General features: G+C 38.5%; 20 protein-coding genes. 16 read left to right on the top strand and 4 right to left on the bottom strand.

Annotation, left to right across the window (positions count from 1 at the left end; translation table 11 throughout):
* Positions 1–12 precede the first annotated feature (12 nt).
* Both HMPREF1528_RS04950 and HMPREF1528_RS04945 read right to left on the bottom strand, forming a co-directional pair.
* On the bottom strand, positions 13–531 hold the full coding sequence (locus tag HMPREF1528_RS04950; RefSeq protein WP_002671200.1) for a KdsC family phosphatase: 519 nt from the start codon (positions 529–531) through the stop codon (positions 13–15).
* Positions 512–1,282, bottom strand: coding sequence for a Rossmann-like and DUF2520 domain-containing protein (locus HMPREF1528_RS04945; protein WP_016478879.1), 771 nt, complete (start codon positions 1,280–1,282; stop codon positions 512–514). Before HMPREF1528_RS04945 ends, HMPREF1528_RS04950 begins: the two co-directional genes overlap by 20 nt.
* Positions 1,283–1,816: 534 nt before the next feature.
* Between HMPREF1528_RS04945 and HMPREF1528_RS04940 the strand changes: the two genes are divergently transcribed.
* From HMPREF1528_RS04940 to HMPREF1528_RS04870, 15 genes are all read left to right on the top strand, one after another.
* On the top strand, positions 1,817–2,419 hold the full coding sequence (locus HMPREF1528_RS04940) for an LUD domain-containing protein (protein WP_009420328.1): 603 nt from the start codon (positions 1,817–1,819) through the stop codon (positions 2,417–2,419).
* Between the two features lie 6 nt (positions 2,420–2,425).
* Positions 2,426–3,268, top strand: coding sequence for a phosphatidate cytidylyltransferase (locus HMPREF1528_RS04935; RefSeq protein WP_016478878.1), 843 nt, complete (start codon positions 2,426–2,428; stop codon positions 3,266–3,268).
* Positions 3,268–4,062 (top strand): diaminopimelate epimerase, encoded by a 795-nt coding sequence (gene dapF / locus HMPREF1528_RS04930; protein ID WP_016478877.1) that lies wholly within the window; start codon positions 3,268–3,270, stop codon positions 4,060–4,062. Before HMPREF1528_RS04935 ends, dapF begins: the two co-directional genes overlap by 1 nt.
* Complete coding sequence (locus HMPREF1528_RS04925; RefSeq protein ID WP_016478876.1) at positions 4,059–4,559, top strand: GNAT family N-acetyltransferase; 501 nt, start codon at positions 4,059–4,061, stop codon at positions 4,557–4,559. Before dapF ends, HMPREF1528_RS04925 begins: the two co-directional genes overlap by 4 nt.
* 8 nt (positions 4,560–4,567) lie before the next feature.
* Complete coding sequence (locus tag HMPREF1528_RS04920) at positions 4,568–5,386, top strand: ZIP family metal transporter (protein ID WP_016478875.1); 819 nt, start codon at positions 4,568–4,570, stop codon at positions 5,384–5,386.
* Between the two features lie 102 nt (positions 5,387–5,488).
* Positions 5,489–6,763: a serine hydroxymethyltransferase gene (gene glyA / locus HMPREF1528_RS04915; RefSeq protein ID WP_016478874.1), complete on the top strand. Its 1,275-nt coding sequence runs from the start codon at positions 5,489–5,491 to the stop codon at positions 6,761–6,763.
* A 204-nt stretch (positions 6,764–6,967) separates the two neighbouring features.
* Complete coding sequence (locus HMPREF1528_RS04910; protein ID WP_016478873.1) at positions 6,968–13,765, top strand: gliding motility-associated C-terminal domain-containing protein; 6,798 nt, start codon at positions 6,968–6,970, stop codon at positions 13,763–13,765.
* A 550-nt stretch (positions 13,766–14,315) separates the two neighbouring features.
* Complete coding sequence (gene tatC / locus HMPREF1528_RS04905) at positions 14,316–15,125, top strand: twin-arginine translocase subunit TatC (RefSeq protein ID WP_016478872.1); 810 nt, start codon at positions 14,316–14,318, stop codon at positions 15,123–15,125.
* 8 nt (positions 15,126–15,133) lie between these two features.
* A complete protein-coding gene (locus HMPREF1528_RS04900) occupies positions 15,134–15,787 on the top strand; it encodes a hypothetical protein (RefSeq protein WP_009410049.1) in 654 nt (217 codons plus the stop codon).
* A gap of 6 nt (positions 15,788–15,793) precedes the next feature.
* Positions 15,794–16,537, top strand: coding sequence for an LPS export ABC transporter ATP-binding protein (gene lptB / locus HMPREF1528_RS04895; protein ID WP_009410048.1), 744 nt, complete (start codon positions 15,794–15,796; stop codon positions 16,535–16,537).
* A gap of 41 nt (positions 16,538–16,578) precedes the next feature.
* Positions 16,579–17,802, top strand: a complete 1,224-nt coding sequence (pepT, locus tag HMPREF1528_RS04890; RefSeq protein WP_016478871.1) for a peptidase T — start codon at positions 16,579–16,581, stop codon at positions 17,800–17,802.
* Positions 17,803–17,906: 104 nt separating this feature from the next.
* Positions 17,907–19,100 carry a pyridoxal phosphate-dependent aminotransferase gene (locus HMPREF1528_RS04885; RefSeq protein ID WP_016478870.1) on the top strand — a complete coding sequence of 398 codons (1,194 nt, stop codon included), beginning with the start codon at positions 17,907–17,909 and terminating at the stop codon, positions 19,098–19,100.
* A 147-nt stretch (positions 19,101–19,247) separates the two neighbouring features.
* A complete protein-coding gene (gene pfkA, locus HMPREF1528_RS04880) occupies positions 19,248–20,228 on the top strand; it encodes a 6-phosphofructokinase (protein ID WP_016478869.1) in 981 nt (326 codons plus the stop codon).
* A 53-nt stretch (positions 20,229–20,281) separates the two neighbouring features.
* Entirely contained in the window at positions 20,282–21,280 is a 999-nt protein-coding gene (gene gap, locus HMPREF1528_RS04875) for a type I glyceraldehyde-3-phosphate dehydrogenase (RefSeq protein WP_016478868.1), read from the top strand.
* Between the two features lie 82 nt (positions 21,281–21,362).
* Positions 21,363–22,217, top strand: coding sequence for a hypothetical protein (locus HMPREF1528_RS04870; RefSeq protein ID WP_016478867.1), 855 nt, complete (start codon positions 21,363–21,365; stop codon positions 22,215–22,217).
* A 57-nt stretch (positions 22,218–22,274) separates the two neighbouring features.
* On the opposite strand, the gene HMPREF1528_RS04865 is transcribed toward HMPREF1528_RS04870, so the two are convergent.
* Positions 22,275–22,889: a deoxynucleoside kinase gene (locus HMPREF1528_RS04865; protein WP_016478866.1), complete on the bottom strand. Its 615-nt coding sequence runs from the start codon at positions 22,887–22,889 to the stop codon at positions 22,275–22,277.
* Positions 22,890–22,891: 2 nt separating this feature from the next.
* A complete protein-coding gene (locus HMPREF1528_RS04860; protein ID WP_002671239.1) occupies positions 22,892–23,380 on the bottom strand; it encodes an Lrp/AsnC family transcriptional regulator in 489 nt (162 codons plus the stop codon).
* 673 nt (positions 23,381–24,053) lie between these two features.
* Between HMPREF1528_RS04860 and HMPREF1528_RS04850 the strand changes: the two genes are divergently transcribed.
* Positions 24,054–25,136, top strand: coding sequence for an AMP-binding protein (locus tag HMPREF1528_RS04850; RefSeq protein WP_002671241.1), 1,083 nt, complete (start codon positions 24,054–24,056; stop codon positions 25,134–25,136).

Raw genomic sequence — 25,136 nt, 5'->3', positions numbered from 1 at the left:
AGTGAAGTGGGATTATTTATCTTCAAAAGTCCAATCGCCACGCACTTTAAGCACTTGTTCTATAATATCGCGCACAGCTCCCTGTCCGCCTTCAAGATGCGAAATGTAATCGGATACGGCTCTTACTTCGGGCACGGCATCTACGGGGCAAATAGCCAATCCTGCTCGCTTCATTGGGGGGATATCGGGCATATCGTCACCCATATAAAGTATTTGTTCTCTTTTAAGATGTTTTTCCTTTTGGTATTTCAAAAAGGTTTCGAGCTTTTGGTGACGGAGCATAAAGATATCTTTTACACCGAGGTTTTCGAAGCGTTTTTGTACGCCTACGTTACCTCCTCCTGTAATGATACATATGGTGTACCCTTTGGCAATAGCTGTTTTTACTGCAAATCCGTCCTTCATATTCATACTGCGCAATAGGTCGCCGTCGTTATTTACAAACACTTGAGTATTGGTAAATACGCCATCAACATCAAAAATAAAAGTTGTGATGTTCTTTAAACGTTCTTTATAGTTCTTTCTTTCCATAGGTGTTTATTATTGATTTTGTAATTATATTGTATATTTCTCGTTCATAACCTGCAAGCAAAGCTAAATGGTTAGCAATAGTTTGAGTATCGCCACGTCGTGCAGGTCCTGTTTGTGCTTCGAGGGCGGGCATTGTTTGGAGTTTTTCGAAAGTATTTTTTAGCAAAGGTTCTAATATTTCAAAAGGAATGGCGTGTGCCTCGCATATTCTTTGACTGATAGCCACCAAATGATTGGTGAAATTATTAACGAAAACAGCCGATAGGTGCATTATACTGCGTTGGTAACTACCCAGCGGATACACTTTTGTGGAAAGCTTTTGAGCTAATGGGTATAGAAATCTTTCCATATCCTCAGTATGTTCAGCCTCTAAACAAAAAGGAATGTTTGAAAAATCGACCTGAGAGCTTTTTGAAAAGGATTGTAAAGGGTAAAACACGCCACGTCGGTTTTTGGGTGAGAGTGCCTCCATAGGGGTATTGCCAGAGGTGTGCACTACCAATTGCCCCTCGAAAGGAAGGAAGGCTGAAACTTCACTAATAGCTTCGTCTTTCACGGCTATAATACATATATCGGTGGGGCGCAAGTCGGTAAGGCTGTGAATTTTATCTACCTGAAAATCGTTAAACTCAGGGCTGAACTCACTGCGGTTATACAACTGCCGAAGGTGCACCTCAGGGAGCTGATAGAGGGCTTTGGTGAGGTGATAAGCCACATTGCCTCCTCCTATGATACTAATATTAATAGCCATATTGACTGCAAAAAAAATGTTAAAAATTGCTTTTTCGCAAATATTCTTCAAAAAAAGACAAGGTTCTGTTTTTTCACCTCAAAAATACAAAAGGTTGATAATTAATGAATATTTTTAGTTCTTATCTTTTACTTTACCCCTACTTTACTCGAACCTAAGACGAAGGTAAGACGAACCTAAGACGAAGCTAAGACGAAGGAAAGAGGGTATTAAGCTGAATATCAAACGGAAAAAAGCTGTATTTAGTTTATTGAGAAAAAAATGTTAAAATTGCGTTTTTGGCGAAAAAAACGCAAAAAAATAAATATCATATATTCAGTAAGGGTACAAAGGTAGGAAAATAAAAGCAAATGACAAATTTTATAGAAAAAGTATATAGATTCATTTATTTTGTATATATTTGCAAAAAAATAGGGCTCATTGTATTATCTGCTGGGCAGATATGAATGGAATAAAATACTTCTTTTGTTGATTTTCAATGGATAAGAAGATTAAGTATTAGTTAGATTGCCAATTGTAAAAAACGGATTGTCAATGAATTTATTTAGAAGATTATTTAAAAGAAATGATATAAAAAGTGAAGATGAAGCACGCAAGTTAAATGAACAGCTTCCTGCTGATGAGCAATTTGCGATGAACTTTACTAAAAATGGCGGAAAGTTTATTTATTGCACTACCGAAATACAGGTGCAAGAGGTTTTTCGGCATATACTGAAAGAGTTGGGCGTATATGTGAAGATGAGTAGTAATGCTTCTCACACTATTAAAACGATGTTTGAAGAACACACGCCACTGTTTACTGCTGATATCGAAACTTCGAACGTGTATTTGACGGATTGTGAGTATCTTATCACTACTTTGGGCGGGATTATGCTCTCTTCGCATCAGTTGAGACATAAGAATATCAATGAATTACCTGAAATATTTATTGTTTTTGCCAAAACGAGTCAGATGGTGAGAGATATCCCCGAAGGAATGAGAGGTATAAAGAACAAATATCCGCAACAATTTCCTACGGGGCTCATTACGCTACAAAGTTTCACCGATGACCCTGAGAAGAATAGTATCAACCATTACGGCACGAGTTCTAAGAGGACGTACTTGATACTCTTAGAAGATTTACCTATTGATAAATAATAATTTATGAACGAACTCTTCAAAAGAACCATTACAGGCTTTATTTATGTTTTTCTATTGCTATCGGCAATTATGCTCAATGCTGATGCTTTTGACTTTTTGTTTTTATCCTTTGGTATTATTTGTTTATTTGAGTTTAAAAGGCTTATCAGATTAAAGGAATTGCATATATTTTTGCTTTTCTTGTTGGTTTGGTGGCTGTTTATTCACTTAAAAACTTATCCTTTCTCGGTTTATATGCTGCTTTTGGCTACTTTGCTTGCCAATATATACCTCACGATGATGCTTTTCAATGAAAAAACGCCTATCCGCAAGCAAAGTAACAATACTAAACTGCTTATTAGTCTACTGTATATAGGAGGAGGTTGTATATTTATGCCTCTGATTTACAAATATGAGAATAATCCGAATCCTAATTATTTTTATCAGAATATATTCAGCAACGAGTCGCAAATTACGATGATAGGACTGTTGTGTATTATATGGGCGAGTGATAGTTTTGCGTACCTTACTGGCAAAGCCTTTGGCAAACACAAGCTCTTTGAGCGTATTTCGCCTAAGAAAACTATTGAGGGTTTTGTGGGCGGACTCATAGGGGCGATGCTTATCGCTACGGCTATTTCGTATTACAGTGGCAGACCACTATGGCAATGGCTTATGTTGGCAGTGATTTTGGTGGTTACCGGTGCGGTAGGCGACCTGGTAGAGTCTAGCTTTAAACGAACTGCTAAAGTAAAAGACAGCGGGACGATACTGCCAGGACACGGAGGTTTACTCGACCGCCTGGATAGCCTTATTTTTGCCTCGCCTTTTGCGTACTTAACGCTACTAATTTTTGACCTTTTTTGATGATGAAATTCTACAAATATCAAGGAACAGGGAACGATTTTGTGATGATAGACAATCGCAAAGGGGTATTTCCTAAAAATAACGAAACGCTTGTGGCACAATTGTGTCATAGGCGTTTTGGCATTGGAGCCGATGGATTAATATTGCTTGAGAACGACCCGCAGTATGATTTCCGTATGGTGTATTACAATTCTGACGGGCGTGAAAGTACGATGTGTGGCAATGGCGGGCGCTGTGTGGTGGCTTTTGCGAAACAATTGGGTATTATAGAACACGAAACACTATTTATAGCTGTAGATGGGGAGCATCGTGCTACGATTGAAGGGGATAGCTACGTGTGCTTGCAAATGAAAAATGTAACTAAGGTGGAAGAACACAAAGGCTACGTATTCTTAAATACAGGGTCGCCTCACCACGTACAATGGGTGGAAGAGGTAGATACCGTAGACGTGAAAAGCGAAGGAGCTACTATACGCTATGGAGAACTTTATGCTACTCAGGGCGGTAGTAACGTGAATTTTGTGAGCAAAGGAGAGAAAGGCTTTAAAGTGCGCACTTATGAGCGTGGAGTGGAAGATGAAACTTACTCTTGCGGTACAGGGGTTACAGCCGTAGCGATTGCTCTTTATCACATAGGAGAAACCGATGCACAACAGATTACCCTGCACACTCGAGGAGGTGACTTGCAAGTGGCTTTCGATAGAGTAGGAGAGGGGTATGAGAATATCTATTTGAGTGGTAGTGCTCAATTCGTGTTTGAAGGAACAATAGAGGAGTTAAAAGGTAAAGAATGATAAAGTTAAGAGCGTTAGAACCTGAGGATATAGATTTCTTGTATCAGTTAGAAAACGAAGAAGCCTTGTGGGAGGTGAGTGACAACCAATTGCCTTTTGCTAAGCATTTGCTACAAGATTATATACGGAATGCCCAACAGGATATTTACGAAGCTAAGCAGTATCGCTATGTTATAGCGTTTGAAGAGGGAACGCCTATGGGCTGTGTAGATTTATACGATTTTAGTCCGAAGCACCGTAGAGCAGCTGTGGGGATAGCTCTTTTGCCCGTCTATCGAGGGAAAGGTTATGCCAAAGAAGCCTTGCGACAGTTGATAGCTCATACGCAACAATACTTAGACTTACACCAACTGATTGCTTATATCCCTGCGGATAATGAGGTGAGTATACGCCTTTTTGAGGGAGTAGGATTTAGTTGCAGTGGTGTACAAAAAGACTGGCTTTACAGTCAAGGAGTTTATAAAGATATGTTATTATACCAAAATATTTTCAGATAAGTCATAAAATGATACAAGATATTATTACTTATTTAGAGACCATAAACCCTATACTTGCTGCCTTATACGCTACCATTTTCACGTGGAGCGTAACAGCTTTGGGGGCTGCAGTGGTATTCTTTTTTAAGAAAGAAAACAAGACCGTGTTAGATGGTATGCTAGGCTTTACAGGAGGGGTGATGCTGGCAGCCAGTGTGTGGAGTTTGATAATACCCTCTATTAATATGACAGAAGGTGAAGGCTTTATAAAGGTTCTACCTGCTACGGTAGGGATATTTATGGGAGCATTTTTTCTTTATGTATTAGATAAGTTATTACCGCACTTTCACGCCAACTTCAAACAAACAGAAGGTATTAAAACCGATTGGCAAAAAACTACTTTGCTTATTTTAGCTATCACCTTGCACAACATTCCCGAAGGATTGGCGGTAGGGGTACTCTTTGGAGGAGTAGCCGCTGGTATTCCCGAAGCCTCTATTGCGGGAGCGGTAACTCTTGCCATCGGTATTGGGCTACAGAACTTTCCTGAAGGAATAGCCGTAGCGATGCCACTCAGACGTATGGGGGTAGGTAGATGTAAGAGTTTTTTTTATGGGCAGCTTTCGGCTATTGTAGAGCCCATAGCAGGGGTATTGGGTGCTTTTGCAGTACTCTTTTTTACTCCGATACTCCCTTATGCTCTCGCTTTTGCGGCAGGAGCTATGATTTATGTGGTCATAGAAGAGGTAATACCTGAAGCCCAGCAAAATGAGAACACCGATGTTTCTACCATAGGCTTTTTAATAGGTTTTGTAGTGATGATGGCAATGGACGTGGTATTGGGCTAACAAATATTTCTTTACAGATGTTTGTGTGATACTGAAAAAAAGCATATATTTGCCCAGAAATAGAAGCAATGAGAAGAGTATTAAACATTAAATAATTTTAATATGCAAAGAGACATTGATATTTTTGAACTAATTGAAGACGAAAGAGAGCGCCAAGAGTTGGGGATTGAGCTCATCGCTTCAGAGAATTTTGTGAGTGACCAAGTGATGGAAGCAGCAGGTTCGGTATTGACTAATAAATATGCTGAAGGTTATCCAGGCAAGCGTTACTACGGCGGTTGTGAAGTAATTGATGAAATAGAGCAAATAGCTATTAACCGCGCTAAAGCGCTTTTTGGTGCTAAATATGCCAATGTACAACCTCATAGTGGTTCGCAAGCTAATGCGGCAGTTTATGCTACTTGTCTTAAACCAAGTGATAAAATTCTCGGTTTCGACCTCTCACACGGTGGACACCTTACCCACGGATCTCCTGTGAATTTTTCAGGTAGGTTGTATGAGCCCGTATTTTATGGGGTAGAAAAGGAAACAGGAAGACTCAATTACAACAATATATTAGAAATAGCGGAACGAGAGCGCCCTAAAATGATAGTAGCAGGCGCCTCAGCCTACTCTCGTGATATCGATTTTAAATGCTTTAGGGAAATAGCCGACAAGGTAGGTGCTATTCTCTTTGCTGATATTGCACACCCTGCGGGGCTTATAGCCAAAGGACTCTTGAACGACCCTATCCCGTATTGTCATATTGTAACTACTACTACTCATAAAACACTGCGAGGGCCTCGAGGAGGACTTATCTTGATGGGTAAAGATTTTGAGAACCCTTTTGGTATAAAGACTCCTAAGGGAGAAGTGCGAATGATGTCGTCACTTATAGACAGTGCGGTATTCCCAGGTAACCAAGGAGGTCCTTTGGAACATATCATCGCAGCAAAAGCGGTTGCCTTTGGTGAAGCTCTTTCTGATGATTTTCTCTATTACGCTATACAAGTGCAAAAGAATGCGCGTAAATTAGCATCTGTACTTTTAGCAAAAGGCTATGATATCATCTCTAAAGGAACTGACAATCACCTAATGCTTATTGATTTGCGCAATAAAGATGTAAGTGGTAAAGAAGCAGAAGAAGCCCTTGGTAAAGCAGATATTACTGTGAACAAGAATATGGTGCCTTTTGATACTCGCTCGCCTTTTGTAACCAGTGGTATTAGGGTGGGAGTATCAGCAATCACTACTCGTGGACTGAAAGAAGCTGATATGGAACGCATTGCCGACTTTATAGACCGTGCGATTACTAATCGAGATAATGATGAAGTGCTTGAAGAAATAGCAGAAGAAGTAAATATGTTTATGGAAGACAGACCTTTGTTTGCATATTAGTAAATTATAGGCTACTTATATAAAGTATAAACATAGGCTCTTACTAAGTTTTTAGGACTTAGTAAGAGCTTTTTTGTTGCACTGTTTCGTAGAAAAAGTAACAATAGTTGAGAAGAAAATATTACTCAAAATATTTTGTATGTGAAAAATTTTCCCTACTTTTGCACCCCGAAAATCACTAATGAAACAATTATAAAACTCAAAATGTACAAACATTTAACTATTAAGTTATCGCTATTTATTTTACTATTTCTATTTGTAAAAGGGCAAGCACAGTCGTGTGATGAAAACGTATTAAAAGGGTTGGAAAGAACCCGTATTTATTACCATAAAGAAGTAACCAAAGACAGTAATGCTTCATTCTTCATTAAAAACCCTCTGAAAGGTACTACCTATTCATTTATAGATAAGGCAACTGGTGTTGCTTATAGCAAACTTTACACAGGTATGCCTGAGGAACTCACTATTGAGATTCCAGTAGGGAAGGTAACTACTGAGCAGAGCTTTATATTTAGGGCTACCAACGGCGATTGTGCTTATCAATCGTTGGACAATCGCGATGTTAATAAGCGATATTATGTAATTACCCCCAATACTCAACTCAAACTTTCTCTCAGTGTCGAACATGAATGGTGTGCACACTCAGGAGCAGTGCATATGAATATGGTGGGTGATGATAATGCCAATTACAATTTCTTCTTCAAAAAGCCTAATGGCAATTTTGAGCAATTGGCAGGACATTCTTATACTAGTTTAGATGCGGGTACCTACGAAGTAAAAGCGGTAAACAAGAACGACAATAGTAAAACCTATACACAAAAAGTAAAAATAGAGAAGCTTACTAAACACGTTGATTTTCAATTGAGTAGTGTAGTCGATGTGTGTACTGGCAAAATAGCTATTTATGTAGATACTAAAAAAGGAAAGACAGGAGGTTCAGTTGATAACAGTTATCCCCTATTTTTTACTTTGCTCAAAAATAATGTAGAGATAAAAAATCAAACTTCTCCTATATTTAAAGATGTAGAAGAAGGAGCTACCTATGAAGTGCGTGTGTACGATGCCTGTGGTACCAGTGGTGGTAACTTTTCTACTCAAACTTACAAAGTCACCAAAAGATTAGGGTTCTTCAAGGTTACTAATCACAGTGGCTTCTCGCCTAAAGCCGATTGTCCTTATATGGTTTCGTTTACCTCGGAACTCTACGTGAAAGATGCAAGAGAAATGGTTGAAAAGAACTTGATTCCTTATCCACTTGCTTTTACTTTTGAGATGACTTCTCCTTCTAATAAGGTGTATCACTTCTCTTTTGTGGTGAATAACCAGCAAGAGTTAGAAGATACTTTTAATGTGAGTAGCAATAGTTTCGCACTAAGGCCTCTCAAACTTTCTAACAACAATATTCCTTATGAGGCGGGCAAATGGAAACTTAAAGGGACTTATACTATTTGTGGCAAACAGAATGTTATCCCTGAAACTGAAAAAGAGGTCTTTTTGCCTATTACAGGGGTAGGGATAGGTACTGCTCAAGACGATTTGGCTATTAATTGTAGAAACCAAAAACTCGTTCTTACTAATAGTAATTATGTACAAACTTTAAAGAACTTCTATACAGTGTTAGAAAATGCTCCTGCTGGATTTGATTATCAGGCAGCGGGTTTTTATAAAATAACGACTTCTAATCCTCATTTGCAAAACAAATGGGTGAAATTCTTTGAAAGTGCTGATGGTAAAAAAACATTATTGCCTGCAAAGTTTGTAGAAGAAGGTAGTAATTACAAATTTAAAGTGGTAGACGAATGTACGAATACTACTAAAGACCTCAGTTATACAGGTTACGCTACTAGTCAAGGGCGTTTTACATTAGAGGCTAAAACCTATGCTACTTGTAGTAGTCCTTCGGGAACTCCCGATGATAATTCTCTTTGGAAAGAGGTTGTACTCCAAAGGGGAAGTATTGCCGATGGTACCATTACCAAAGTCGAAATTATTTCCTATGAAAAAGATAGTCGCTTTGCCGACTATAGTGCCTTAATGCCTGTTACATTGCCTATCGATATTACCGAAGCCTATAGATCGGGAGCACAACAGTGGAGAATAAAGCTCCCCGCAGGAGTTTACAATGTGCGATGGTCTGGGTCGTGTAACAAGACTGAAACCCTCAAAGTGCAAACCGGAGGTACTGAGAGCACTGCCTTTGAATGGCAAGATGGTTGTAATCCCAAATTGATAGTGAAAAGAAACACCTCTTATTCGCTTACAGAGGGAATACAGTATATTTTAGAACGCTATGAGACTAAAGAAAACCGATGGGCATCGGTTACTTATGGTTATTATGGAGGAGATACTTTTCTTGATGCGAGAAGAGATAGATTTGAGTTTAATATCCCGAATCCTCAACAAGGCAAATATCGCGTCTTACGCATTATACAATCCGATAGTAGAAATAGATTTAAAGAATGTACCCGTGTAGTAGCTGAACACGAATTTACCGAAGGTGAAATGCAACAGCCTAAAGGAGTACGTATGGATTGCTCGGCAATAGGAGGAACTCAAAAATATCATATAGCCATTATTCCACAAGGGGGGGTGCCTCCTTATACTTTTGAACTATCGGAAGCTGAGATAGATGGTAGCACTACGAATGCTGTGTACCAAAATAATGCCGATAATAATTTCTTTATCAATATAGATGCTTCTAAACCTCAGGCTCGCTATAAGTTTTTGGTAAAAGATTCTTGTGGCAAAGGGAAAGTGTATGAAGAGACTCTTTCACAAATTGCACCTCTTGCTGTACAGAAAAACCAAGACTACTATTGTGTGGGCTCTAAAGGAGTACTATCAGTGCCACAAATAAGTGGCGTTAGCTATCAGTGGTATCGCAACGATCAGCCTGCAACGGTGTTGAGTACAAACAATGAACTTGTTATAAACAACCTTACTCAAGCCGATCTCGACAATACTTTTAGCTTGAAGCTAACACTTACTCAAATTACCGACCCTAATGTAAAAAACTGTATAGAGCGAAATCTCAATGGTTTTGACACTATTCGTTTCAATGCTCACGCTCCTTATAGCCAAACTTATAAAGCTCCTATAGCGGTTAATAGAGTGGAGTGTTTAGACGAAACAAATAATAGTGTTAATAACATTTACGATGTAAATAAGCTGTTTAAAAACGTTCCTACTTCTTTTGAAAGTGACGTTTCTTACGATATAATTGATAAGGATGGATTGATTTCTACTACCAAAATGGATTATGTGGGTATAAAAGATATGATTAAAATGAGTCCGGCACTTGTAGGGAAACATACTTTTATATACCGCATAAAATCAGCTTGTGGCTCTGTGATTACACAAACGGAAGCTACTTTAGAAGTAAAAACTTATAAGGGAATTCCTGCTACAAGTATAAATGTTTGTGAAGCTACCAAAACATTGGCTGAACTCGAAACGATTATTAAAAATACAAACGCAGGTATAACAACATCTATATTTGGTAATAACTTTGAGTTTCAGTGGTATCCTACTTCCGCAGATGCAATTAATGAAACGAATAGAATTACCGCTCCATCGCTGTCTCTATCCGAAGGGAATAATCAGTATTACATAAAAGGGAAACACGTAGGCGATAGTTTCTGTTTTTCTTCACCTGCACAAGTGAATATTATGCGCCTTTCATCAGCTTCTAAAGGTGATAAAACCATAACACTTTGTGAAGGAACTACCGTAACCGACTTGAAGAAAGAAATTGCTAAGCCATTTACTTCCGATGTAAATAAAGTAGCTGTTTATAAGGGTACAACCCTACTTTCCAACGATGATGTGTTACAAACAGGCATTCAGTATACTTATACGTATAAAGTGGGCACTTGTGAAACACCTTCGGCTAACATAAATCTTACCCTCACTCCTATAACTCTCATACCTCCAGTAGAGAGTGTAACAGTTTGTGATTACGAGGTGGAAAATCTATCTTATTATACTACTTATGCTGTGGTAATGAATTACCTTCAAGCGAAGTATACATATAAGACAGTTAAATTGTATCAAAGTTTTGGACCTAATTATATTCCTCAAGTAAAACCTACTGATAAAATATATCTGAATAATAGCAACTTTCTATATACCTTGCAAGAAGCAGGGAAATGTGAGTCAGCTAAACAGAAAATCATCGTTGTAGCCGATATTAATCGTGCTATAGCTACTTCGGTAGCTATAAGTGTGTGTGAAGAAGATAAAGTATCGGCTATAAGAGCTAAATTAACAGGAAATAATATCAAAATCTATAAAAGATTAAAGACAAACTCTCAGCAGGCTGTTCTATCTATGGAAGTTAATGATAATGATAATATAGATTGGGCAGCAGGTATGGAATATTTCTATACTATAAAGAACACAGGAGATACTTGTGAAAGTAGAAAAGAAAGGATATACCTTTCAAAATCATTAGGAGGTAAAACTTTAGCACAGCCAGTCTCTTTATCATTGTGCAATAGCAATGCTACTATAAGGGATTTGAAAGTAGCCTTACAGGGTAATGAAGTGAAAATCTATACACTTAATGCTCAAAATAAGTATGTAGAGGAAGCAAATGCCACGGCTCTTAACGCTGCTACCACTTATTACTACACCCTTCGCGATATTGGGAAATGTGTGAGTGAAAAGGCTCCTATTACCTTTACACTTTTGCAGCGTCCTGCCACTCCTACAGTTACCCAAACTACCCAATCTTTCTGTACTAATGCCACCATAGCTTCCTTGCAACCGCAAGGCGCTAATATAGTATGGTATGTTACAGCTACCAGCACAACACCTCTAGCAAATACAACACCTTTGGTAGCGGGTAGTACTTACTATGTAGCTCAGAGAAATGGCAGTTGTGAAAGTCTCCGTGCAGCAGTGAATGTAGTCTATAGCAATACATTAAGCCTTACTGTACCAGCACCTTTAACCATTGCCTGCGATGATGCTAACATAGCAACAACTGTAGGCAATTGGCTCAACCAAGCTACAGTTACCGATACTTGTGGTACGGCTACCCTTACCCACAACTACACTGCGGTGAAACCGACGGATTGGTGTAACACTTCGATAGTAACTATTACCTTTGTAGGTAAAGACCCATTAGGCAACACCGTTACCAAAACAAGCACTATCAAAGTATTGCAAATTGATGCTGTAGACGATACGCATACGGGTATCATCAATGGAGGCAATGGAGCTAATGATGTGATTGATGTATTGCAAAATGATAGAGTAGGAGGTACACAAGCTACTGTAAGCAATGTACAGCTTACGATAGTAACCCCTGCTACTGGAGGAACCAATGTACCTGCACTTAATACCGCTACAGGTAAAATATCAGTCCCTGCAGGCACTAAATCGGGTACTTATACTATTCAGTACAAAATCTGTCATACCGAAAATAGTATAACTGTTTGCGACACAGCCACAGCTACTGTAAAAGTCGGCAGTACGCCAATTGTTGCCAAAGCTGATACTTATACAATAACCAATGGTACTAGCACAACAACTACCACTGGAACGGTATTAGATAACGATAAACTTGGCACTAAAATTCCAACCACCACCGATGTGATTCTTACCATAGTAACTACCACCACCGATGTAGTAGGAGCAACTAAAACGCCTACGCTCAACAACAATGGTACTGTTACGGTACCTTCGGGCACTAAATCGGGTACTTACCATATAGTATACAGCATTTGTGAGCGTTTGAATCCAAACAATTGTGCAACAGCCACAGCTACTGTAAAAGTAGGCAGTACGCCAATTGTTGCCAAAGCTGATACTTATACAATAACCAATGGTACTAGTACAACAACTACCACCGGTACGGTATTAGATAACGATAAACTCGGCACTAAAACGCCAACCACCACCGATGTGATTCTTACCGTAGTAACTACCACCACCGATGTAGTAGGAGCGACTAAAACGCCTACGCTCAACAACAATGGTACTGTTACGGTACCTTCGGGTACTAAATCGGGTACTTATGAGATAGTATACAGCATCTGTGAGCGTTTGAACCCTGATAACTGTGCAACAGCCACAGCTACTGTAAAAGTGTTTGTTCCTACTGTAGTAACGCCAACGACTATTGAAGCAGTGAACGATGGGGTAACTACGATTACAAGCACTGTAGGCGGCACTACGCCAAGCGTTCTTACTAACGATAAACTCAATGGTGTACCAAATCCAAGTATCAGTTCTGTAACACTTACTTGGAATACAGCAACTCCTACGGGCTTCACCTTGAACCCTAATGGAACAATTACGGTAGCACCAAACACCCCTGTGGGTATCCATACGATAAGCTACACTATATGCGCCGTAGCAAGTCCTACGGTATGTAGCACCGCAAGTATTGTGGTAACAGTGAGTGGTACAACCACAAGCACCACCCCAGTATTGCCAATAGCAGTAGATGATCATTCTACAACCACTATCAATACTCCAGTAGTGGTGAATGTATTGGGTAACGATATCCCTAATGGAGCAACAACTCCTAATGTGGTAGCCACCCCTGCTAACGGTACAGTAGTTGTGAATGTAGATGGTTCTATAGAATATCGTCCAAATACTAATTTTGAGGGCACTGATACCTTTGTGTATGAACTTTGCAACACCGATGGTTGTGCTTCAGCTACTGTTACTGTCGATGTAGTGAACAAGATAGTGCCGTACAATGGTATGTCGGTAAATGGCGATGGCAAAAACGATTATTTTCATATCGGTGGCATTGAGCGTTACCCTAACAATGTGGTACGTATCTATAACCGTTGGGGTGTGAAAGTATTCGAGACCGAAGGTTATGACAATGTTACCCGCGTATTTAGAGGCATCTCTAACGGACGTGTAACTATCGAACAAGCCGATAAGCTCCCACAAGGAACGTATTACTACGTGATAGAGTATTATGATAGTAATAACAACAAAGAATCTTTAGTTGGTTGGTTATACATTAAGAAATAGCATTATATAAATAGAAGAACCTCAAAAAAGGCTGTTCAGCATTTCGCTGAACAGCCTTTTTTGCATAGTATATTGTGTGGCTCACATTTCTGATGTAGCTCACATCTAATTTTTCTTCTCTTTTCTTTCGTTTTATTACCCTCAAAGCTGCGTTTTTTTCTTCACTCTTAATTATTCAGTATCAATTTTTTATATACCCTTTGTATATCTATCTTCCAAGATTCGTTCAAGCTTCCTATAAGCTTTCTATAAGCTAAGCATACCCAATTTACCTCTCATCTTTTACCTTTTGACTGAATTCTCACTTCTGATATTCTTCGTTTTTCTTCGATATCACTGAGTCTTTCCGAACTTCCCCGAAAAGTCTAAAAAGTCCAACTACTTTACTCACTTGCCCATCGTGCTACGACCTCTGGCAAAGATGATTATTGGTATTTTGGGTATTACTGGTGGTAAGTTAAAAAAGTTAGTTGCTAATTGTGAATTATGAATTATTTATTATCTTTGCACCATCAAATTTGTTATAAAAGATAAAAACAACAAAGCAACGATGGAATCATCACAAGATGAAATGTCCTTTTTAGACCATTTGGAAGCCTTACGCTGGCACTTGATACGTGCTATTATAGCTGTTTTAGCAGTGAGTGTGGTAGCGTTTGTGTGTAAGGATTTTATTTTCCAAATCATCTTTGCTCCTAAGAATGGTGATTTCTTTACTTACAGAATGTTCTGTAAGATAGGTCATCTTTTTGGATTTGAAAGTGCTTTTTGTGCTGAACAATTGCCTTTTACAATTCAAAGCCGTACAATGGCAGGGCAGTTTTCAGCTCATATCTGGACGTCTATTTGGGCAGGAGTGATTCTCGCATTTCCTTATGTACTTTATGAAGTGTGGAAATTCATCAGTCCAGCACTTTATGAAAACGAGCGTAAGCTGGCTCGTGGCTTTATTCTCATTGCTTCTTTGCTGTTTTTTATAGGAGTTTTGTTTGGCTATTATCTCATTACTCCACTATCAGTGAATTTCTTAGGGTCTTATTCAGTAAGTCCCGAAGTGAGAAACCAAATAGATTTAAACTCTTATATTTCGGTAGTACGCTCGTCAGTCATTTCGTGTGGCATTATTTTTGAGCTACCTATTGTTGTTTATTTTCTTACCAAATTAGGAGTGATAACACCTGCTTTTATGCGAAAATATCGCCGGCACGCAGTCATTGTAGTGCTTATCATTGCAGCAATTATAACCCCTCCTGATGTAGTAAGCCAAATTATCGTGTCGATACCGATAATGCTCTTATACGAAATAAGTATTTTTATTTCAGCTTACGTTTTAAAAAAAGAACAAAACAAGGTAATTTAATATTTTTAATGGATTGTAATACCTACTTACAGCACCTACCCAACGTGAAAACGTTGAAACAGCTTTGCAAAGGCGAAGCCGTATTAGATTGGATTATTTGTGGTCACGAGTTTGAAGTTTATCACACCTACTACAAAGTAAATGAAGAAGAATATGAAGGCTATGAAGCCCAATGGGGGCACGGCTTTGAAGATGAAGACGGTTCGTCGCTGTCGTTTTATTTTATTGATAAAGCCTGCTTAATCGTTCCCTCTTCGAGCGCCGAAGATAGCAAAGGAGGCGATAATCACGACTTCGAGAAGCGTATCCCGAAGGTGTTCTTGCCGTACTATCGTAAAAACTTTTCAGAAAGTGATATTCCTTTCGTGATATACTCTTTAGATGGCGAAACGTGGCAATGTGTAGAGAACTTCCCTGTGGAAGAACATATCGATAAGTTTGAGTATATTTCTACTGACCCTATGAAATACAAAGAATGGGCAGTGGAATATTTGGGCGACGAAGGCTTCTTGCAAGAAGTAATGAGCGAACAAACCATTACCGACCTTTACGAAGGGAAAGTGCTTACCGAAGAGATGGTGTACAGTATCGTAACCGAAGTACACGATTGGGTAGATTTAGAAACAGAACTCAACGAAATGCCTTATCGCTTTTCGTTTTAAGATTATATGAAATTAGTAGTAAATAACATCATCAAAATATACAAAGGAAGAAAAGTAGTAAAAGGCGTTTCGCTGGAAGTAAACCAAGGTGAAATCGTAGGACTCTTGGGACCTAACGGAGCAGGAAAAACGACTTCCTTTTATATGATAGTGGGACTCATCAAGCCCAACGGTGGTACTATTTTTTTGGATAATACCGAAATCACCAGTTATCCGATGTACAAACGTGCTCAAAGCGGTATTGGGTATTTGGCCCAAGAGGCTTCGGTATTTAGAAAGCTGAGTATTGAGGACAACATCAAAAGTGTCTTACAACTCACCAAACTCTCTAAGGCAGAACAACAACGCAAAACCGATGAGCTGATAGAAGAGTTTGGCTTAGGACATATTCGTAAAAATCGTGGAGACTTGCTTTCAGGGGGAGAACGTCGTCGCACAGAAATTGCACGTGCTTTGGCTACCAGTCCGAAGTTTATCTTGCTCGACGAGCCTTTTGCAGGGGTAGACCCTATAGCAGTGGAAGATATCCAACGCATTGTAGCACAACTCAAAGACAAGAATATAGGTATTCTCATCACCGACCACAATGTACAGGAAACACTAGCCATTACCGACCGCACTTATTTGATGTTCGAGGGAGGAATCCTCAAATCAGGAGTGCCTGAAGAATTGGCAGCTGATGAGATGGTAAGAAAAGTATACCTTGGAAGAAACTTTGAATTGAGACGCAAGAAAATATTAGAAGATTAGCCAATTAACAATAAAAAGAAATAACTAAAAACTATAATATAATGAAAAATTTAGTAGACCGTTTTATTAAGTATATAAAAATAGACTCTCAGTCCAACCCTGAGAGCGAAACAACTCCTAGCACCAAAAAACAATGGAATATGGCAAACCTATTGGTAGAAGAATTGAAAGCCATTGGTTTGCAAGACGTAACTGTAGATGAAAACGCCTACGTGATGGCTACGTTACCATCGAATGTAGATTACCCAGTGCCTACCATTGGTTTTATTTCTCACTTCGATACATCACCTGACTTCTCTGGTGAAAACGTAAATCCACAGTTTATAGAAAATTATGATGGGGGAGATATTGTCCTCAACAAAGAACAAAATATAGTGTTATCACCTTCTTATTTTGAGGATTTGTTGCTCTACAAAGGCAATACCATTATCACAACCGATGGTACGACCCTCTTAGGAGCTGACGATAAGGCGGGGATTGCCGAAATTGTAACCGCTATGGAATACCTTGTGCAACACCCAGAAATCAAACACGGAAAAATACGCGTAGGCTTTACCCCTGATGAGGAAATAGGACGTGGAGCACATAAATTCGATGTAAAAAAATTCGCTGCCGACTGGGCTTATACAATGGACGGCGGACAAATAGGCGAACTTGAATACGAGAGTTTCAATGCAGCAGGAGCTAAAATTTACTTCAAAGGAAAAAACGTGCATCCTGGTACTGCCAAAAACAAAATGATAAACTCAATGCTCGTAGCTACTCAGTTTATCAATGCACTACCAGCCGATGAGATTCCAGCTCGCACCGAAGGTCGCGAAGGGTTCTACCACATTACCGATATTTCTGGAGATGTAGAAAATACGGTAGTACAGCTTATCATCCGCGACCACGACCGCGACCTTTTCAACAAACGCAAAGCCGTAGTACAGCAAATTGTAGACGACCTTAACAAGCAAATCCCTAATGTAGCAGTAGCCGAAATAAAAGACCAATACTACAATATGGGTGAAAAAATCAAACCTGTGATGCATATTGTAGAAGTAGCCGAACGCGCGATGAAAGAATTAGGTATTACTCCTATTACTAAACCTATCCGCGGTGGTACCGATGGTTCTCAACTTAGCTTTATGGGCTTGCCTTGCCCTAATATCTTTGCAGGCGGACATAATTTCCACGGTAAATACGAATTTGTACCCGTAGAAAACCTCGAAAAAGCTACCGAAGTGATTATTCGCATTGCTGAATTAGTAGCAAAAAAATAAGATAATTAGCCGATTTATCAATTAGCCAATGTGTTAATTGACAAATTGGCTAATTTGCTAATTTTTCATTAACCATTAATAATTAACCATTAATCATTAAAAAAATGCCTACAATATCACATAGAGCACAAATATTGCCTCAGTCACCCATTAGAAAACTGACCCCTTACGCTGAAAAAGTAGCTAAGGAAGGGAAGACTATTTATCACCTCAATATCGGTCAGCCTGACATTAAAACCCCTGAAATAGCCGTACAAGCCGTAAAAGATTTTACTCCTAAGGTATTGGAATATACCAAAAGTGAGGGAATCGATTCTCTTAGAGAAAAGGTGGTGGAATACTACAAAAAACACGATATTAAGGTAGAAAGTAGTGATATTATCATCACTTGTGGAGGTTCTGAAGCTCTTACCTATGTAATTGCTACTGTTGCCAATGCCGATGATGAAATTATCATTCCAGAACCTTACTATGCGAACTATATTAGCTTCTCAGAAGCCTTTGATGCAGTGTGTGTGCCTATTACGTCTTCTTTTGATGATAACTTTGCCTTACCTCCTATAGAAGAGTTTGAGAAAAAGATAACTCCTAAAACCAAAGCTTTTCTCATTTGTAACCCCGGAAATCCTACAGGCTATTTGTATTCTAAAGAAGAAATTTTGCAATTGGCAGCAATAGCTAAAAAACACGATATTTTCCTCATTTTCGATGAGGTATACCGAGAGTTCGTATATGATGATGCTACCCATTATTCCATTATGCAAGTAGAAGGTATTGAACAAAATGCTATAATGATAGATTCGGTATCTAAACGTTTCAGTATGTGTGGAGCGCGCATCGGGTGGGTAGTTTCTAAGAATAAGGATGTGATGATGTCTGTTTTGAAGTTCGCTCAAGCACGCTTGTCTCCCCCTACTTATTCACAAATAGGAGCCGAACGCGCTTTTGATGTACCCGAAACTTATTTTGAAGAGGTACTAAAAGAATATACTCAGCGTAGGAACGTGCTCATTGAAGAACTTCGAAAAGTAGAAGGTGTGCGTGTATCGATGCCTAAGGGAGCTTTCTATTGTATAGCCGAATTGCCTGTAGAAAATGCAGAAGACTTCTGTATATGGCTTTTAGGCCATTTTTCAGTAAATAACGAAACGGTAATGTTGGCTCCTGCCGAAGGTTTTTATGCTACCAAAGGTTTAGGGTGCAACCAAGTGCGTATAGCTTATGTGCTCGAGAAGGAGAAGATAGTAAAAGCCATTCACATATTAGGTGAAGCTTTAAAGGAATACAACAAACATTAAGATTTTTATAAAACTAACTTTTAACACCTATTTTCTAATTCCTAATAAACTAAATAGTTATATTTTTTAGTGTTAAAAAAAACACATAAAATTATTGCTATATCAAAAATATTTTGTACTTTTGAGGCGGAAAATTAAAAACAGACAATGTCAGTAAAAAAAATAGCAGTATTAACATCAGGAGGAGACGCTCCTGGTATGAACGCCGCCATTCGTTCAGTGGTACGTACTTGTGCATATCACAACATCGAAGTGGTAGGTGTATATCGTGGCTATCAGGGAATGATAGAAGGCGATTTTGAAGAAATGAACGCACGTAGCGTTCGAGATATTATCAATAGAGGAGGTACTATCTTGAAATCAGCCCGCTCTAAAGATTTTAAAACTCCTGAAGGGCGCAAGGTAGCTTATGAAAAATTAAAAGCTGCAGGGGTAGATTCTTTGGTAGTAATAGGAGGTGATGGCTCTTTCACTGGGGCACTCTTGTTCAACAAAGAATTTGGTTTCCCCGTAATGGGAATCCCTGGTACTATCGATAACGATATCTATGGTACTGATTTTACTTTGGGATATGATACCGCTCTCAACACTGTAATTGAGGCTATCGACAAGATTAGAGATACTGCAAGCTCTCACAACCGCTTGTTTTTCATAGAAGTAATGGGGCGTGACGCAGGACACATCGCCTTGAACTCTGGGGTAGGGGCAGGTGCTGAAGAAATCTTGATTCCAGAAGAGAATATAGGACTTAAAAAGCTACTTGAATCTTTGGAAAAAAGTCGTAGGACTGGTAAAACTTCTAGCTTGGTAGTGGTTGCTGAAGGCGATAAAATAGGTAAAAACGTATTCGAACTTAAAGAATATGTAGAGCAACACCACCCCGATTACGATGTGCGTGTATCAGTATTAGGGCATATGCAACGTGGAGGTGCTCCTTCTTGCTTCGACCGCGTATTGGCAAGCCGTATGGGGGTAAAAGCAGTAGAATCACTCCTTGAAGGAAAATCTAACTATATGGTAGGAATCCGTAACAACAAAATGGAACTCACTCCGCTTGAAAAAGCTATCAAAGGCAGTTCTAAAATAGATACAGAACTCCTCCGTGTAGCCGAAATAATGGCAACTTAGTAACGTAACAAACTTAAAATTAAATAACGAATAAATTAAATTAAAAGAGAATTATGTCAGTAAAAATTGGAATTAACGGTTTCGGACGTATTGGACGTCTCGTATTCCGTGCTGCTTATGAAAGAGCCGACGTAGAAATCGTTGGTATTAACGACCTTTTGGATGTAGATTACATCGCTTATCTTTTGAAATACGATTCAGTTCACGGAACCTTTAAAGGTGATGTGAAAGTAGAAAATGGTCACTTAGTAGTAGATGGCAAAAAAGTGCGTATCACTGCTGAAAAAGATCCTAACAACCTTAAATGGAACGAAGTACACGCCGATGTAGTTGCTGAATGTACTGGTATCTTCACTACCTTAGAAAAAGCACAAGCTCATATTAATGCAGGAGCTAAAAAAGTAGTTATTTCTGCTCCATCAGCTGATGCTCCTATGTTTGTAATGGGTGTGAACCACAAATCAGTAAAACCTACTGATACTATCGTGTCTAACGCTTCTTGTACAACTAACTGCTTGGCGCCTATCGCTAAAGTATTGAATGATAACTTCGGTATCGAAGAGGCTTTGATGACTACAGTTCACGCTACAACCGCTACACAATTAACAGTAGATGGTCCTTCTAAAAAGGATTGGAGAGGTGGACGTTCAGCACTTTGCAACACCATTCCTTCTACTACCGGTGCTGCTAAGGCTGTAGGTAAAGTAATCCCTGAACTCAACGGTAAACTTACTGGTATGGCATTCCGCGTACCTACTGCCGATGTTTCAGTAGTAGATTTGACTTTCCGCACTAAAAAATCAACTACTTTAGAGGAAATCAATGCTGCTATGAAAAAAGCATCAGAAGGTGAATTGAAAGGTATACTTGGATACACTGAAGACCTTGTAGTTTCTCAAGACTTCGTAGGTTGCAAAAACACTTCTATTTTCGATACAAAAGCTGGTATCGGTTTGAGTGCTAACTTCTTCAAAGTAGTTTCTTGGTACGATAACGAGACTGGTTATTCAAACAAATTGGTAGATTTAGCACAGCACATTGCTAAATTGTAATTCATAAAGAAAAAAGGTGAGTTGCCTATGGAGGCATACTCACCTTTTTTAATAGTAAACAACTTAATAAAACCGAAACGATATGATTTTAATTGTAGACAGTGGAGCTACTAAGGCCGATTGGACAGCCTTGAATAGCAAAGGTGAAAAAATATTTTTTACTCAAACTTTAGGATTAAACCCTGAAGTTCTTACAGAAGAAATTCTCGTAGAGCGTATTACCACCAATTATCAATTGTTTGAGAACAGAAATTCAGTATCAGAAATTTATTTCTATGGTGCTGGTTGTGGTACTGAACGCATTCGTTACTTTGTAGAACGCAGTTTGGCAACTATCTTCAAAAACGCTAAAATAGATGTGAAAGAAGATACTTATGCAGCTGTGTTTGCCACTACAGCTCCCACCGATAAAGCTATTGTATGTATCTTAGGTACAGGTGCTAACTGCTCTTATTGGAATGGTAAAGAATTATACCAAGCAGTAGATTCATTAGGCTATATTTTGATGGACGAATCGAGTGGGAACTTTTATGGTAAACGATTGATTATCGACTATTACTTCAAGAAAATGCCATCAGACCTTGTACAAAAATTTGAAAACCAATATGAATTGGGCTCAGATGTGATTAAAAATCATTTGTACAAGATGCCAAATCCTAACAGTTACTTGGCTACTTTTGCGAAATTCGTAGTAGAAAATAAGAATCATGAATATTGCCGTGAGATGGTGAGAAAAGGTATGCAACTATTTGTAGACCACTGGATTTCTCAGTATGAAGACCGTTACGAAGTGCCTATCAACTTTGTAGGTAGTATTGCTTTCTTCCTCCAAGATATTTTGGAAGAAGTATTGACGGAAAACAACCTTAAATTGGGTACAGTGCTAAGAAAACCAATCGATGGTTTGGTTGCTTTCCACGTAAACAAATTCTTTTAATAACGAATAAAAGATAAAATAAAAAAGACACTCACTATTGTGGGTGTCTTTTTTATTTTAGAACAATCCGTATAGGAGTCCGTCTATTTTATTGATGATTTCACCTAAATCTTCAGGGTTGTTTACGAAATCAATGTTGTCTACTTCTATAATGAGTAGTTTCCCCTTGTCGTAACTTTTTATCCACTGTTCGTATCGCTGGTTGAGGCGGTTGAGATAGTCTATCGAGATTGTATTTTCGTAATCTCGACCGCGCTTTTGTATTTGGTTTACTAAGTTGGGTACTGAGCTTCTGAGGTAAATCAGTAGGTCTGGTGGGAGAACAAGGCGCTCCATCAGAGCGAATAGTGATTTGTAATTATCGAAATCACGAGAGCTCATCAGTCCCATTTCGTGTAAGTTAGGGGCAAAGATGTGAGCATCTTCGTAAATAGTGCGGTCTTGAATGATGTTATTTCCTTTCTCTCTAAAATCCAAAATCTGTCGGAAGCGACTGTTTAGAAAGTATATTTGTAAATTAAAACTCCAGCGCTCCATTTGGTGATAAAAATCATCTAAATAAGGGTTATCTACCACATCTTCGAAATGGGCTTCCCATTGGTAGTGTTTGGCTAATAGGGAGGTAAGGGTAGTTTTTCCAGCTCCTATATTTCCTGCAATTGCTATGTGCATTTTTAATTAGTTTTTTCAGCTTCCTCACGTAGACATTTAATCATAGAGGTGTTCTTGATTTCTTGTATTACGAAAGAACTTTGAATGTTAGAGATAATTTCTAATTTAGATATTTTGTGTACTACAAATCTCTGATAATCTTCCATATCGTTGAGCATAACTTTTAGCAGGAAGTCGTAGCCTCCTGCCATATACGAGGCTTCTAACACTTCATCTAAAGTGCTTATATATTTTTCGAACTCATTAAATAATTCGGCACTATGCTTAAGAAGTTTTACTTGACAATAAGCTACCAATTTTTTTCCGAGAGCTTTAGGATTGGCTACCGCTACATATCTTTGAATTATCCCTAGTGATTCTAATCGTTTGATACGTTCGTGAACTGGAGTGATTGACAGGCTTACTTTCTCGGATAATTTTTTAATAGATTGTTTGCTATCTTGTTGTAACTCATCTAAAAGTGCTAAATCAATACGGTCTAATGCATACATACTTTTATAAATTTATTGGGGGTAAAATTAGAAAATATTTTTGATATAGCAGGGAAAAAGACAAAATATTTTTTCTGTTGTTTTATAAAAGGCTCATAATCATTATTATTTTTAGATGAATAATTAGGTTGTAAAAGGCTAAAACCATAGAAATATTTTCTGAGTAAAGTATGTTTTACAGAATAGGTTATTTTCAATAATAGTTTGTATTGTCTTTAAATTGATTATCAATTGAATCAGCTTTGCCAAAGTGTGTGTCGCAAAAAGAACACATTAGAGTTTTTGGAAAGACACAGAATCATCGAAGGGAAACGAAGAATATCAAAAGATGATTAGAGGGGTTTTTGATGAAAAAAGGCTGAGAGAAGGGTGGGGTTAGCTTATAGAGAGCTTATAGGAAGCTTATACGAATCTTGGACGATTGGTATAGAAAGGGTGTGTAAAAAGTTGATTCATAATATAATACAGCAAGGTTAAAAGTGATAAAAACGAGGTTTCGAGGCGAAAGTAATAGAAAGATAAAATGAGAATAGAGCGATGGTTGAGTAATTGCCGACAACCCCAATGAGGACGAATTGTAACGATGAAAATATAAGATTTTACATTTAATTTTGCTCATTTCGTTTAATTATTGTAGCTTTGCCACTGCTATTAAAACAATATTACATTTAAGATGAACGAAATAGACTACAAATTTGTACATAAAGATTTTAGAATCAATGGATTTCCTATAGATAGAGAACGACTTATTATCTTGGCGGTAGCCTACGTGAAAGATGGTTTGCCTTACCGCAAATCGGTGGGGAGGTTTCTTCTGGATTGGCTTGACGACAGGGATTATATAGAAGCGACGACCTCAGGTTCTACTGGCATTCCTAAACAAATTCACCTTAAGAAACAAGGTATGGTTAATTCGGCTTTGGCTACGGGTGAATACCTTAATCTTTCACCTAAGAATCGTGCTTTGTTGTGTTTGCCAGCTGACTTTATTGCAGGTAAGATGATGCTTATTCGCGCCATTATTTTAGGTTTACACCTTGATATTATTCGCCCTTCGTCTATGCCTTTATCGCTTACCAGCAAGGATTATGATTTTTGTGCAATGATACCTTTGCAAGCGGCGAAATCTCTTACTGATTTGCCTCGTGTGAAGAAGGTAATATTAGGAGGAGCTTCTATTGATGGAGAATTAGAAGCTAAATTACAGAATATTCCCACAGAAGTGTATTCATCTTATGGAATGACTGAAACCATTTCGCATATTGCGATGCGCAGGGTAAATCACACGATGGAGCACGAAACTACCTATAAGGCAATGCCTAATGTTACGTTTACCCAAGACGACCGCAATTGTTTGGTAATAAATGCACCTTTGATTGCCGACCACCCTGTGATTACTAATGATATTGTAAATCTCATATCGCATAGCGAATTTGAGTGGTTAGGGCGTTTTGACAATATTATCAATTCGGGAGGCTTTAAAGTCTTTCCAGAAAGTGTAGAGCACAAGATTAAGAAGTACATCAAAGGTGATTACTTTATTACTAAAGAACCTGATGATGAATTAGGACAACGAGCAGTGCTTTACGTACAGGGTGAGGAGAAGGATTACCCTACTTTGGCACACGATATTTATATGGATAAAGATATACTGAAATACGAAGTGCCTCGCCAAATCTATTTCGTTCCTAAGTTTGTGTATACCGATAATCAAAAGCTAAGAAGGGACGAAACGGTTAAGAAATACAAGAAATAA

Source organism: Capnocytophaga sp. oral taxon 336 str. F0502 (assembly GCF_000411575.1).
GTDB lineage: Bacteria > Bacteroidota > Bacteroidia > Flavobacteriales > Flavobacteriaceae > Capnocytophaga > Capnocytophaga ochracea.
The sequence above is the reverse complement of the archived record's forward strand: the minus strand, read 5'-3'. Positions and strand labels throughout refer to the sequence as shown.

What these genes read in the sequence shown, in the direction of transcription:
- lptB (WP_009410048.1), top strand. Translation starts at nt 15,794, where the DNA reads ATGAAATTAGTAGTAAATAACATCATCAAAATATACAAAGGAAGAAAA.
- HMPREF1528_RS04885 (WP_016478870.1), top strand. Translation starts at nt 17,907, where the DNA reads ATGCCTACAATATCACATAGAGCACAAATATTGCCTCAGTCACCCATT.
- HMPREF1528_RS04870 (WP_016478867.1), top strand. Translation starts at nt 21,363, where the DNA reads ATGATTTTAATTGTAGACAGTGGAGCTACTAAGGCCGATTGGACAGCC.
- HMPREF1528_RS04865 (WP_016478866.1), bottom strand. Translation starts at nt 22,889, where the DNA reads ATGCACATAGCAATTGCAGGAAATATAGGAGCTGGAAAAACTACCCTT.
- gap (WP_016478868.1), top strand. Translation starts at nt 20,282, where the DNA reads ATGTCAGTAAAAATTGGAATTAACGGTTTCGGACGTATTGGACGTCTC.
- tatC (WP_016478872.1), top strand. Translation starts at nt 14,316, where the DNA reads ATGGAATCATCACAAGATGAAATGTCCTTTTTAGACCATTTGGAAGCC.
- HMPREF1528_RS04920 (WP_016478875.1), top strand. Translation starts at nt 4,568, where the DNA reads ATGATACAAGATATTATTACTTATTTAGAGACCATAAACCCTATACTT.
- pfkA (WP_016478869.1), top strand. Translation starts at nt 19,248, where the DNA reads ATGTCAGTAAAAAAAATAGCAGTATTAACATCAGGAGGAGACGCTCCT.
- pepT (WP_016478871.1), top strand. Translation starts at nt 16,579, where the DNA reads ATGAAAAATTTAGTAGACCGTTTTATTAAGTATATAAAAATAGACTCT.
- HMPREF1528_RS04935 (WP_016478878.1), top strand. Translation starts at nt 2,426, where the DNA reads ATGAACGAACTCTTCAAAAGAACCATTACAGGCTTTATTTATGTTTTT.
- HMPREF1528_RS04940 (WP_009420328.1), top strand. Translation starts at nt 1,817, where the DNA reads ATGAATTTATTTAGAAGATTATTTAAAAGAAATGATATAAAAAGTGAA.
- dapF (WP_016478877.1), top strand. Translation starts at nt 3,268, where the DNA reads ATGATGAAATTCTACAAATATCAAGGAACAGGGAACGATTTTGTGATG.
- glyA (WP_016478874.1), top strand. Translation starts at nt 5,489, where the DNA reads ATGCAAAGAGACATTGATATTTTTGAACTAATTGAAGACGAAAGAGAG.
- HMPREF1528_RS04945 (WP_016478879.1), bottom strand. Translation starts at nt 1,282, where the DNA reads ATGGCTATTAATATTAGTATCATAGGAGGAGGCAATGTGGCTTATCAC.
- HMPREF1528_RS04900 (WP_009410049.1), top strand. Translation starts at nt 15,134, where the DNA reads ATGGATTGTAATACCTACTTACAGCACCTACCCAACGTGAAAACGTTG.
- HMPREF1528_RS04850 (WP_002671241.1), top strand. Translation starts at nt 24,054, where the DNA reads ATGAACGAAATAGACTACAAATTTGTACATAAAGATTTTAGAATCAAT.
- HMPREF1528_RS04910 (WP_016478873.1), top strand. Translation starts at nt 6,968, where the DNA reads ATGTACAAACATTTAACTATTAAGTTATCGCTATTTATTTTACTATTT.
- HMPREF1528_RS04950 (WP_002671200.1), bottom strand. Translation starts at nt 531, where the DNA reads ATGGAAAGAAAGAACTATAAAGAACGTTTAAAGAACATCACAACTTTT.
- HMPREF1528_RS04925 (WP_016478876.1), top strand. Translation starts at nt 4,059, where the DNA reads ATGATAAAGTTAAGAGCGTTAGAACCTGAGGATATAGATTTCTTGTAT.
- HMPREF1528_RS04860 (WP_002671239.1), bottom strand. Translation starts at nt 23,380, where the DNA reads ATGTATGCATTAGACCGTATTGATTTAGCACTTTTAGATGAGTTACAA.